The organism is Sphingomonas sp. CCH5-D11, from assembly GCF_001557395.1.
Lineage (GTDB): Bacteria > Pseudomonadota > Alphaproteobacteria > Sphingomonadales > Sphingomonadaceae > Sphingomonas.
Map to the genome: position 1 here is coordinate 18628 of NZ_LSKH01000094.1, position 10795 is coordinate 29422.

Consider the following 10795-nt stretch of genomic DNA (forward strand, 5'->3'; position numbering starts at 1 on the left):
GCCGCGAACGCTGTCCGCCGTTACGTCCCGCAGCGTTCGCGGATCGATGGATCCCGGATCAAGTCCGGGACGACGGCCCATGCGCGGAGAGCGGCTTGCCAAACAAGAAGGGCGCCGGTCTCGCGACCAGCGCCCTTTCAATCACTCCGCTTCGACCTTCGCCTTGCCGCCTTTCTTGCGCGGCTTCTTGGGCGCCGCGCCGACGATTTCGAACGTCAGCGCATTGTCCTTCAGCTTCACCACGACCTCGCCGCCATGGACGAGCTTGCCGAACAGCAGTTCCTCGGCGAGCGGCTGCTTGATCTTTTCCTGGATCAAACGACCCATCGGACGCGCGCCGTAGAGCTTGTCATAGCCCTTGTCGGTCAACCACTTGCGCGCTTCCTCGTCGAGCTTGATGTGGACGTCGCGATCGGCCAGCTGCAGCTCCAGCTGGAGGATGAACTTGTCCACCACGCGGGCGACGACCTCCGGCGGGAGGTAGCCGAACGGCACGATCGCATCGAGACGGTTGCGGAATTCCGGCGTGAAGAGCCGCTGCACCGCCTGCTCGTCCTCACCCTCGCGGGAGAGATTGCCGAAGCCGAGCGTCTCGCGCGCCATGTCGCTTGCGCCCGCATTGGTCGTCATGATCAGGATGACGTTGCGGAAATCGACCGTCTTGCCGTGCTGGTCGGTCAGGCGGCCGTTGTCCATCACCTGCAGGAGGATGTTGAACAGATCCGGATGCGCCTTCTCGATCTCGTCGAGCAGGAGCACGCAATGCGGGTTCTGGTCGACCGCGTCCGTGAGCAGACCGCCCTGGTCGAAGCCGACATAGCCCGGGGGCGCACCGATCAACCGCGAGACCGAGTGGCGCTCCATATATTCGGACATGTCGAACCGCTGGAGCGGGATGCCCATGATGACGCTAAGCTGCTTGGCGACCTCCGTCTTGCCGACGCCAGTGGGGCCGGTGAAGAGGTAGTTGCCAATCGGCTTTTCGGGATCGCGCAGGCCGGCACGGCTGAGCTTGATCGCCGAGGCCAGGTTCTCGATCGCCTTGTTCTGCCCGAACACGACGCGCTTGAGATCGGTCTCGAGCGTCTCCAGCACCTTCTTGTCGTCGGTCGACACGCTCTTCGGCGGGATGCGGGCCATCGTCGCGATGACCTGCTCGATCTCCTTGGGGGTGATCGTCTTCTTCCGCTTGGACGGCGCCACGAGCATCTGCATCGCGCCAACTTCGTCGATCACGTCGATCGCCTTGTCCGGCAGCTTGCGGTCGTTGATGTACCGTGCGCTGAGTTCCACGGCCGACTTGATCGCGTCGGGCGTGTACTTGACGTCATGGTGGCTCTCGAAAGCCGATCGCAGGCCGGCGAGGATCTTGATCGTGTCCTCGATCGTCGGCTCGTTCACGTCGATCTTCTGGAACCGGCGCAGCAGCGCGCGATCCTTCTCGAAGTGATTGCGGAACTCCTTGTAGGTGGTCGAGCCGATGCAGCGGATCGTGCCGCCCGACAGCGCGGGCTTCAGCAGATTAGACGCATCCATCGCGCCGCCGCTGGTCGCGCCGGCGCCGATGACGGTGTGGATCTCATCGATGAAGAGCACCGCGTGCGGCAGCTTCTCCAGCTCGTTGACGACCTGCTTCAGCCGCTCCTCGAAGTCGCCGCGATAGCGCGTGCCAGCAAGCAGCGCGCCCATGTCGAGCGAGTAAATAACGGCAGGCTTCAGCACGTCAGGCACGTCGCCCTCTACGATCTTGCGTGCGAGTCCTTCCGCGATGGCGGTCTTGCCGACGCCCGGATCGCCCACATAGAGCGGGTTGTTCTTCGAGCGGCGGCACAGGATCTGCACCGTGCGGTCAACCTCCGGCCCGCGGCCGATCAGCGGATCGACCTTGCCGTTGCGCGCCTTTTCATTGAGGTCGACGGTGAACTGCTTGAGCGCGCTTTCGCCCTTGGCGCCCTTTTCGACTGGCTTCTTCTCTTCCTTGTCCTCGGCGCCCTTGGGGGTGGAGGCTTCCGGTGCGGACGCGCCCTTGCCGACGCCGTGGCTGATATAGCTGACGGCATCCAGCCGGCTCATGTCCTGCTGCTGCAGGAAATAGACGGCATAGCTTTCGCGTTCGGAGAAGAGCGCGACCAGCACGTTGGCGCCGGTCACTTCGTCGCGGCCGGATGACTGGACGTGCAGGATCGCACGCTGCACCACACGCTGGAAGCCGCTGGTGGGAGAGGGGTCGGTCTGCTGATCGACCTTCAATGCGCCAAGCTCGGTGTCGAGATAATGCGCGACGGTGGTTTTCAGTTCGCCGAGATCAACGCCGCACGCCGTCATCACCTGGCTGGCATGCTCGTCATCGACAAGCGCGAACAGCAGGTGTTCAAGCGTGGCATATTCGTGGCGCCGCGCGGACGCAGCCTCGAGCGCCTTGTGCAGCGTGGTCTCGAGAGCGCTGGCAAAGGATGGCATTCAGGATACTCCAACCGGGCCGTGGAGCGACGTCTGGGGGGCAGGCGTCCGGCCCTTTCCTACAATGTCGTGATTGGACCCGCCGGCATCAAGCAGCAGGCCGAAGGGCGTCGTGGCCCCGCATCGGCATATGGCATCGCGGCCAGCCGATGCTGCGCGGGTCATCGCTTGAACAGGGCGTCCGCGCTGGCGCGATGATTCACCGCATGGTCGATCTTCTTGCGACTGCGGGCGATTTCGCCCTCAAGCGCGGCGATCCGCGCCTCCAGCTCAGCCACCGACAGGCGATCGAGATCCTCTCGCAGCAAGGCGGTCAGGGGATCGTCGGGCCGGGACCCAAGGATATCATCCAGATCCATGAGGCGCATCGTTGACCGCTGCGGGTGCGAAGTCAATAAGGCCGCCCCATGCATTTGCCGATGCTAGGTGTGGGGGAAACGGCGATGAACGACATTCCGGCGATGATGCGGGCGATCGATCCCGAAGCACATGGCGGCCCGGAGGTGCTGACCCTGGTGGAGCGGCCCGTGCCGGTGCTGAAGCCGGGCGAGGTGCTGATCCGAGTCGCCGCAGCGGGCGTGAACCGGCCCGACGTGATGCAGCGCAAGGGCGTCTATCCGCCGCCGCCGGGCGCGCCCAGCATCTATGGTCTGGAAGTGTCGGGCGACGTGGTGGCGATGGCGCCCGATGTGGCGTCGCTGATGATCGGCCAGCCGGTCTGCGCATTGGTGGCCGGCGGCGGCTATGCCGATTATGTCGCCGCCCCCGCCGGCCAGTGCCTGCCGGTGCCGGAACTGATGTCCATGGTGGAAGCGGCGGCGATGCCCGAAACCCTGTTCACCGTGTGGACCAACCTGTTCGAGCGCGCCTACGCCAATGAAGGCGATACGGTGCTGGTCCACGGCGGCACCAGCGGCATCGGCACCATGGCGATCGCCTTGTGCAACATCTTCGGCGTTACGATCATCGTCACAGCGGGCTCGGACGACAAGGTCGCGGCGGCCAGAGCGCTCGGCGCCGATCACGCCATCAACTACAAGACCGAGGACTTCGTCGAGCGGGTGAAGGAAATCACTGGCGGCAAGGGCGTGGCCGCCGTGCTCGACATGGTTGGTGGAGACTATATTCCGCGCAATCTCAAATGCCTGGCGGAAGACGGCCGGCATGTCTCGATTGCGGTGCAGGGCGGGGCCAAGGCCACGATCCCGATCTTCGAGGTGATGATGCGCCGCCTGACGCTGACCGGCTCCACGCTCCGCGCGCGCGATCTGGGGTTCAAGGCGATGGTGGCCGACGAACTGGCGCGCACCGTATGGCCGCACGCCGAGGCGGGACGGCTGAAGCCGGTGATCGACAAGGTGTTCCCGCTGGCCGAGGCGGCGGAAGCGCACCGGCGCATGGAGGCGGGCGACCATGTGGGCAAGATCGTCCTGACGATGGAGTGATCCTCCTCACCGTTCGCCCTGAGCTTGTCGAAGGGTGCGCCACACTCGTGTCGCGCATCGGACACGTGCTTCGACAGGCTCAGCACGAGCGGCGGGTGTGATTACCGGCCGATCCGCTCTGCGAGCCAGTTCGCCGCGGCCTCGGGCGTCGCCTTGTCGCTGTCGCGATCGACCATGTAGTTCGCCTCGCGCATCGCTGTTACGTCGATCGCGCTGATCAGCGGACGTAGTGCCTCGGTGAACCGGGCGTCGTTGGCGCGGCGTGGCGAGATCAACAGGATGGCGTCATAGCCGGGGATCGCCTGTTTCGGGTCGCTGAGCACGCGCAGCTTGTCCGCCGCGATCCGCCCGTCGGAGGAAAAGGCGCTGATCACGTCCGCCCGGCCGCTCGCCAGCGCACGGTACATGAAGGTCGGGCTGTATGGCGTCGCCTCGGCGAAGCGCATCGCATAGGCGCGCCGCACCGCCGCCCATTCCGGCCGCTCCAGAAACTCCAGGTCGGAGCCGAGCCGTAGCTGCGGCGAGCGGGCGGCGAGATCGCCAAGCGTCGCAATTCCCAGCCTCTGAGCCTCGCTCGCACGCATCGCGAACGCATAAGCATTCTCGAAACCGAGCGGCCCCAGCAGTGTCACCCCATGCGTGCGTTTCGCCCAGCCGGCGATGGCGCGCACCTGTGCGTCGCGCGGCGGTGCATCGGTGCGCTTCATCTGTCCGGTCCAGATCGTGCCGGCGTAATCGACGTAAACATCGATCGCCCCGCTCGCGACCGCCCCGAACGCGACTGCCGAGCCGAGCCCGTCGCGATATTCGACCTCGTAGCCGGCCGCGCGCAACCGATCGCCGATGAGCCGCGCCAGGATGAACTGCTCCGAAAAGTTCTTGGCGCCGACCACGACGCGGTCACTGCCGGTGCGCCAGAGCGGGGCGGTCGCGGCCAGCGTGGCGCCAGCCAGGATCGCCAGCGCCGCCATCGTCAGCCAGCGCCGGCGGCGCGCCAGGCCGTATTCGGCCAGACCCAGCAGCGCATCCACTGCCAGCGCGAGCGCGGCGGCGGCAATGCATCCCGCCAGCACCAGCGGCCATGTCTGTGTCTGAAGCCCGGCAAAGATGAGGTCGCCGAGGCTCGGCTGGCCAACGGTGGTGGAAAGCGTCGCCGCGCCGATCGTCCAAACCGCCGCGGTGCGGATCCCGGCGGTCAGCACCGGCAGCACCAACGGCGCCTCGACGATCCGCAGCTTCTGCCAGCGCGTCATGCCGATGCCGTCGGCGGCTTCGATCACCGCCGGATCCAGCCCCTGCAGTCCCGTCACCGTGTTCCGCAGGATCGGCAGCACGGCATATAGCGTGAGCGCGAGAAGCGACGGGAGGAAGCCGAGCGCCGGCACGCCGCCGATCCACAGCAGCACGGGATAGAACAACGCCAGCAGCGCAAGGCTGGGGATCGTCTGCACGATGCTCGCGCCGCCAAGCGCCAGCCGCGCCGCGAACGGACGGCGCGCGGACCAGAAGCCGAGCGGCACGGCGATTAGGACGCCCAGCGCGATGGCCGCCATGGCGAGCGTGAGATGCTGCGCCGCGAGAACGGGCACACGGCTCCATGCATCGCTCATCGGGCGAGGTCCGCCAGGCGCTGCGCCTGCAGACGGGGCACGGCGACCAGCGCCTGTGCCGCATCCCCGCCGCCGCCGGACAGCAGCCCGGCCGGCGTCTCGTCCGCGACGATCCGCCCGTCGCGCATCACCAGCACGCGATCGGCCAGCAGCAAGGCCTCCGCCATGTCGTGCGTGACCATCACCGTGGTGAGCCCGAGCCGCGCGTGAAGCGCCCGCACCGCCTTGCCAAGCGAATCGCGCGTCACCGGATCGAGCGCGCCGAACGGCTCGTCCATCAGCATCAGCCGCGGCCCTGCGGCCAGCGCGCGCGCGACGCCGACGCGCTGGCGCTGTCCGCCGGACAGCGCAGCCGGCAGGCGCGTGGCCAGGCTGAGCGGCAGCTCAACCAGCTCGAGCAGCTCGCTGACGCGGTCATCCGACCGCTGCCCTGCAAGGCGCAGTGGCAGCGCGACATTCTCCGCCACCGTGAGGTGAGGAAATAAACCCACATTCTGAAAGACATAGCCGATGCCGCGGCGTAGCGCAGGGAGGGGAAGCCGGCGAACATCCTCGCCGTCGATGGTCACCTCGCCGGCTGTCGGCTCGACCAGCCGGTTGATCGTCTTCAGCAGGGTAGACTTGCCCGAGCCGGACGTACCCACCAACGCCACGAAACTGCCCGGTTCGATCCTGAGGGACACGCCATCGACAGCTGGAGCGGCGGCGCCAAACCGTTTGGTTACGTCGTGGAAGCCGACGGCAGGGCCACGCGATTCCACTGGCATCGACCAGGAGGATGCGGGATGCCGCGCTCCAGGTCAAACAAAGGAGCGGGGCCATGAAGACAATCCTGATCACCGGCGGCGGCTCGGGCATCGGTCGCGCGGTCGCCCAGCTGTTCTCCGAACGCGGCTGGCGGGTCGGGCTTGCCGACCGTGACGAGGCGGCGCTGAAGGCGACGGCGGCGATGCTGCCGGCCGATCGGACCACCAGCCATGTCATGGACGTGCGCTCGCCCGAGGATTGGGAGGAAGTGCTGGCCGAATTCACGCAAGCGAGCGGCGGGCGGCTGGACGTGTTGTTCAACAATGCCGGCGTGGCAGTAGGAGGGCCGTTCGGCGCCGCCTCGCTGGAGGAGATCGACCGCGCGCTGGACGTGAACATCAAGGGCGTCGTCTATGGCGCGCGGCTGGCCTATCCTTATCTCGCGGCGACGCCCGGCTCCTGCCTGCTCAACACGGCCTCGGCGGCGGGGATCTACGGCACGGCGGGAGCGGCGATCTATTCCGCGACGAAGTTCGCCGTGCGCGGCCTGACCGAAGCGCTGGACGGCGAGTGGGCGGGCGAGAACATTCGCGTGCGCAGCCTGATGCCAGGCTTCATCGACACGCCGCTGCTCACCGCGGCGGTGGGCGGATCGAACCGCAGTGTGCGCGAAACGGTGGTCGAGGCGGGGCTGGAGTTCACTCCGGTGGAGACGGTCGCGGAAGCGGCCTGGACGGCGGTGCACGGCGACCGCCTGCATACGCTGGTGGGCAAGACGGCCCGGCGGCTGGCGTTCGCGTCGCGCTGGATGCCCGGCGGGCTGCGCAATCGGATGCGGTTGGGCCGGGGGTGATCACCCAGCGCGTGGCGAGCGATGGTCGGTGATTTCGAACGAGCGGCGGACTTGGGGTGGGAAGCGGACGTATTAACCCGCGTATGCGAAAATGACGCGTCTCCGGTGAGGGGATACTATGATCAACGCTCCAGCGCGCCCTTTCGCATAATAGGAGCCGGGCGCAGAAATAACCTCGTTTATGCTACGCTGAACGGTAGGATCGACATCGATGTATAAACCGTAACGACCGAGAAAGTCGGATATACTGGGTTTTCTGGCTGCCTCTGAGGATTTATGATGTTTGTTGGACGAAGGTTGTGTGTCAAAGGTTAAGATGGGGGTTCTCTTCCACTCGTAATATTCTGGTTCCGCAGTGCCCACTGCTGAACGTATGCGGGAATCACTATTGAGTGAGCGACTCAATTTGATTAGGCGAGTCGCGTCGTGGTTATCTAGTTCGTAGACGTACAATCCAGTCTCATTAGCGCCCGGCCCGATGCCCATGCTTCGATCTTGAGAGAATAACGTGTCCCCGAGCCTAATCTGGTTTGGCATTCGGTCTCGTTCATACTCCCACACGTGAGAGGCGCAGGTCGCAAGAAACATTAATAGCGGGATGGCAAGCGCGGCAGCACAGCCGAGGTGCGGAAAACGAGCATCTTGCGTCACAAAGACCTACTACAGGTGGGAAGATCAATATATTTTAACGTCCACAACTTGGCCAAAGCCGCGGTCACAGTCGTCATGCTGAGCTTGTTTCAGCATCCTTTTTCAACCGGCAACGTCGCCTCTTTGGTTGCGTTGGACCCTGAAACGAGCTCAGGGTGACGGATCGCCTGGGGGCGCTGTGCTGGTCGCCGACCAGCGTCGATTACCCGATCAGCAGCCCCGCCAGCGCGGCGGACATGAGGTTCGCGAGGCTGCCCGCGAGCAGCGCGCGGATGCCGAGTTTGGCGATCATCGGCCGCTGGTTGGGCGCGAGGTTGCCGGTTACCGCCATCTGGATCGCGATGGAGGAGAAATTGGCAAAGCCACACAGCGCGAAGGTGACGATCGCAACGGTGCGGGGCGACAGTTCCGCCGCCTGCTTGCCAAGGTCGATATAGGCGACGAACTCGTTGAGCACGATCTTCTGGCCGAACATGCCGCCAGCGCGCAGCGCCTCGTCCCACGGCACGTTGATGAGGAACATGATCGGCGCGAAGAGATAGCCGAGCAGCATTTGAAAGCTGAGGTCCGGCCGCCCGAACAGGCCGCCGATCCCGCCGAGGATGCCGTTCGCCAGCGCCACCAGCGCCACGAATGCCAGCACCATCGCGCCGACCGCCACGGCGAGCCGTACGCCGGTCTGCGCACCCTGCGCGGCGGCCATGATGAGGTTGGCGGGCTTTTCCTCGTCATGCGTCGCTTCGGGCATCGGCTCGCCGGCCGGTTCCTCGACGGGAAGCGCCACGGGATGCGCGTTCATGCGCGCTTCGGAAACGCGGATCTCGATATCGGGATCGGGCAGGTCGCCGAGCGGCAGCTCGCCTTCGGGCGGCATGCTGCGATCGGGCATGATGATCTTCGCCATCAGGATGCCGCCAGGCGCGGCCATGAAGCTGGCGGCGAGCAGGTAATCGATGCGGATGCCCATGGAGGCGTAAGCGGCGAGGATCGTGCCCGCGACGCCCGCCATGCCGCTGGTCATCACCGTGAACAGCTGCGACGGCGTCAGCCCCGCCAGATAGGGGCGGATGACGAGCGGCGATTCGGATTGGCCGACGAAGACGTTGGCCGCCGCGCACAGGCTTTCCACCTTGGACACGCCGATCACCTTCTCGATCGCGCCGCCCAGCCAGCGGACGATCAATTGCATGACGCCGAGATAATAGAGGATTGATACAAGGCTGGCGAAGAAGATGATCACCGGCAGCGCGGCGATGGCGAAGCTGTTGCCGCCGATCGCGGGCGAGGCGAGCGGCCCGAACAGGAAGTCCACACCCGCCTTGGCATAGCCGAGCAGGTTGGACACGCCGGCCGACAGCGTGGACAGCACGCGCTTGCCCCAGTCGACGTAGAGCACCATCACGGCGATGCCGACCTGAAGCGCGAAGGCGCTGGCGACGACGCGCGGGCGGATCGCCCGACGATCGGTGGACAGGGCAACGGCAAGACCGAGAATGACCAGAATACCGGCAATGCCGATGAGAAGACGGCTCAAGTGCGGACAACCCCCGTTCGCGGGCGGAGCTCGCCAAGCCCTGCCGAATTTTTTGCGCGTCGCATCATAGAGAAAGGGGCGGCGCTTCGACAAGCGCTGGCGTGGCATTTGCGCGCGTTCTCGCGCGCGGGGCGGCCGTTTTCGGGCCGGCCGGCATGACGGAAATGCTTCCGTGAATGCCGTTCCCGATGCTACCGGCTGGCGATGGAATCGCCCGTCCCAGCGCCGATCGCGCGCTCGCTCTTCGCCTTTTCGATCTTTTACGGCGGCATGGTGTGCATCGCCGGCGTGCTCGGCAACAAGCAGGTCGCGCTTGGCCCGCTGGCGGTAGAGGCGGGCATCTTCGCCTTTCTGTTACTGGTCGCGACATCCAGCGCGATCGCGGAGCTCCATGGGCGGCATGTCGCCAATCGATTGGTGCAGATCGGGTTCATTCCGCTGATCGTGTCGCTGTTGCTGACGCTGGTGGTGCTCGCCGCGCCCGCTTCGCCGGCGATGGAGCCCGAGCGCCTGAATGCATTCGACCTGATGATGACGGGCACGCCGCGCATCTGGCTGGGCGGCATCGTCGCTTATGGCACGTCCCAGACGCTGAATGTCACCATCTTCGCCGCGCTGAAGGGCGGCGAGGGCAGCCGGCTGTTGTGGCTGCGGTCAGCCGTCGCCAGCGTGCTGTCGCAGATCGTGGACACGTTGCTGTTCGTGACCATCGCCTTCTACGGCGTGTTCCCGATCGGTGAGCTGCTGGTCGGGCAGATGATCGCCAAGGTCGTGCTGTCGATCGTGCTGGTGCCGCCGTTGATCTACGGCTTCGTGGCGCTGGGCCGGCGGCTGGACAGATAGGTTCGTTAGCCCTGAGCTTGTCGAAGGGCGCGTCAAAAGCGCGTCTTGCGGGGCACGTGCTTCGACAGGCCCAGCACGAAGGTGAGGCAAGTCATTCTCGTGCGAACGGAGCGGCAGGTTTCGCTGCCGGGCGCTTATGCTAATGGCGCGCTCATGACCGATCACACCCCTTCGCCCGAACTGCTCGCCAAGGCCGAGACGCTCGTCGAGGCACTGCCCTATCTTCAGCGTTATGCCGGCGCGACCTTTGTCGTGAAATACGGCGGGCACGCGATGGGCGATCCCGAGGCGCAGCGCGACTTCGCCGAGGATGTGGTGCTGATGAAGGCGGTCGGCATCAACCCGGTCGTCGTTCACGGCGGCGGGCCGCAGATCGGATCGATGCTGAAGCGGCTGGGCGTCGAATCGCGCTTTGTCGACGGGCTGCGCGTGACCGACGCGGAGACGGCGCATATCGCGGAAATGGTCCTCGCCGGATCGATCAACAAGCAGATCGTCTCCTGGATCGCCGCCGCCGGTGGTCGCGCGGTTGGCATCTCGGGCAAGGACGCCGGGCTGGTGCAGGCCGAGAAGGTCGGCCGCAGCGAGCCGGATCAGCTGCAGGGCATCGAACGCAAGGTGGACCTTGGCTTCGTGGGCGAGCCAGTGGCGG

Annotated in this window: 9 protein-coding genes; 4 read left to right on the forward strand and 5 right to left on the reverse strand. The window is 65.7% G+C overall.

The genetic code is table 11. The features are described from left to right. Window positions 1-141: 141 nt before the first annotated feature. On the reverse strand, window positions 142-2460 hold the full coding sequence (clpA, locus tag AX702_RS06265; protein ID WP_066777615.1) for an ATP-dependent Clp protease ATP-binding subunit ClpA: 2319 nt from the start codon (window positions 2458-2460) through the stop codon (window positions 142-144). A 161-nt stretch (window positions 2461-2621) separates the two neighbouring features. Next, window positions 2622-2819: a DUF1192 domain-containing protein gene (locus AX702_RS06270; RefSeq protein ID WP_066777633.1), complete on the reverse strand. Its 198-nt coding sequence runs from the start codon at window positions 2817-2819 to the stop codon at window positions 2622-2624. Window positions 2820-2903: 84 nt separating this feature from the next. Between AX702_RS06270 and AX702_RS06275 the strand changes: the two genes are divergently transcribed. After that, window positions 2904-3905 carry an NAD(P)H-quinone oxidoreductase gene (locus AX702_RS06275; protein ID WP_197420509.1) on the forward strand — a complete coding sequence of 334 codons (1002 nt, stop codon included), beginning with the start codon at window positions 2904-2906 and terminating at the stop codon, window positions 3903-3905. A 101-nt stretch (window positions 3906-4006) separates the two neighbouring features. On the opposite strand, the gene AX702_RS06280 is transcribed toward AX702_RS06275, so the two are convergent. Both AX702_RS06280 and AX702_RS06285 read right to left on the reverse strand, forming a co-directional pair. Then, window positions 4007-5515, reverse strand: coding sequence for an ABC transporter permease/substrate-binding protein (locus AX702_RS06280; RefSeq protein ID WP_066777618.1), 1509 nt, complete (start codon window positions 5513-5515; stop codon window positions 4007-4009). Beyond that, window positions 5512-6282: an ATP-binding cassette domain-containing protein gene (locus tag AX702_RS06285; RefSeq protein WP_066777621.1), complete on the reverse strand. Its 771-nt coding sequence runs from the start codon at window positions 6280-6282 to the stop codon at window positions 5512-5514. The genes AX702_RS06280 and AX702_RS06285 overlap by 4 nt, the downstream gene beginning before the upstream one ends. Window positions 6283-6335: 53 nt before the next feature. Here AX702_RS06285 and AX702_RS06290 point away from each other — a divergent pair, with 53 nt between their 5' ends. Beyond that, a complete protein-coding gene (locus tag AX702_RS06290) occupies window positions 6336-7115 on the forward strand; it encodes an SDR family oxidoreductase (protein ID WP_066777623.1) in 780 nt (259 codons plus the stop codon). Between the two features lie 853 nt (window positions 7116-7968). On the opposite strand, the gene AX702_RS06295 is transcribed toward AX702_RS06290, so the two are convergent. Beyond that, the gene (locus AX702_RS06295) at window positions 7969-9300 is read right to left on the reverse strand and encodes a NupC/NupG family nucleoside CNT transporter (protein ID WP_066777626.1); all 1332 of its coding nucleotides are present in this window, start codon (window positions 9298-9300) and stop codon (window positions 7969-7971) included. A 204-nt stretch (window positions 9301-9504) separates the two neighbouring features. On the opposite strand from AX702_RS06295, the gene AX702_RS06300 reads away from it, so the two are divergent. Then, window positions 9505-10143, forward strand: a complete 639-nt coding sequence (locus AX702_RS06300; RefSeq protein WP_066777630.1) for a queuosine precursor transporter — start codon at window positions 9505-9507, stop codon at window positions 10141-10143. A gap of 153 nt (window positions 10144-10296) precedes the next feature. Continuing rightward, on the forward strand, window positions 10297-10795 hold a 499-nt coding region (gene argB / locus AX702_RS06305), incomplete at its 3' end, for an acetylglutamate kinase (protein ID WP_197420508.1).